The following is a 410-nucleotide window of genomic DNA, read 5'->3' on the forward strand; positions in this document are numbered from 1 at the left end:
CCTCTTGAACATTTGGAAGTTCACAGTTCATGTGAACTTGGAGAATTTTGAGCATTACTTTACTAGCATGTGAGATGAAGGCAATTGTGTGGTAGTTTGAGCATTCTTTGGCATTGCCTTTCTTTGGGATTGGAATGAAAACTGACCTTTTCCAGTCCTGTGGCCACTGCTGAGTTTTCCAGATTTGCTGGCATATTGAGTGCAGCACTTTCACAGCATCATCTTTCAGGATTTGAAATAGCTCAACTGGAATTCCATCACCTCCACTAGCTTTGTTCATAGTGATGCTTTCTAAGGCCCACTTGACTTCACATTCCAGGATGTCTGGCTCTAGGAGAGTGATCACACCATCGTGATTAGCTGGGTCATGAAGATCTTTTTTTGTACAGTTCTTCCATGTATTCTTGCCA

1 protein-coding gene is annotated in these 410 nt (G+C 42.2%); it reads right to left on the minus strand.

Annotated features, from left to right (window positions below):
- A partial coding sequence (locus tag AC5ZGW_RS47270) for a hypothetical protein (protein WP_496114289.1) occupies positions 1–410 on the minus strand: 410 nt, incomplete at both ends.

This window comes from Bradyrhizobium sp. Crot121 (assembly GCF_059512385.1).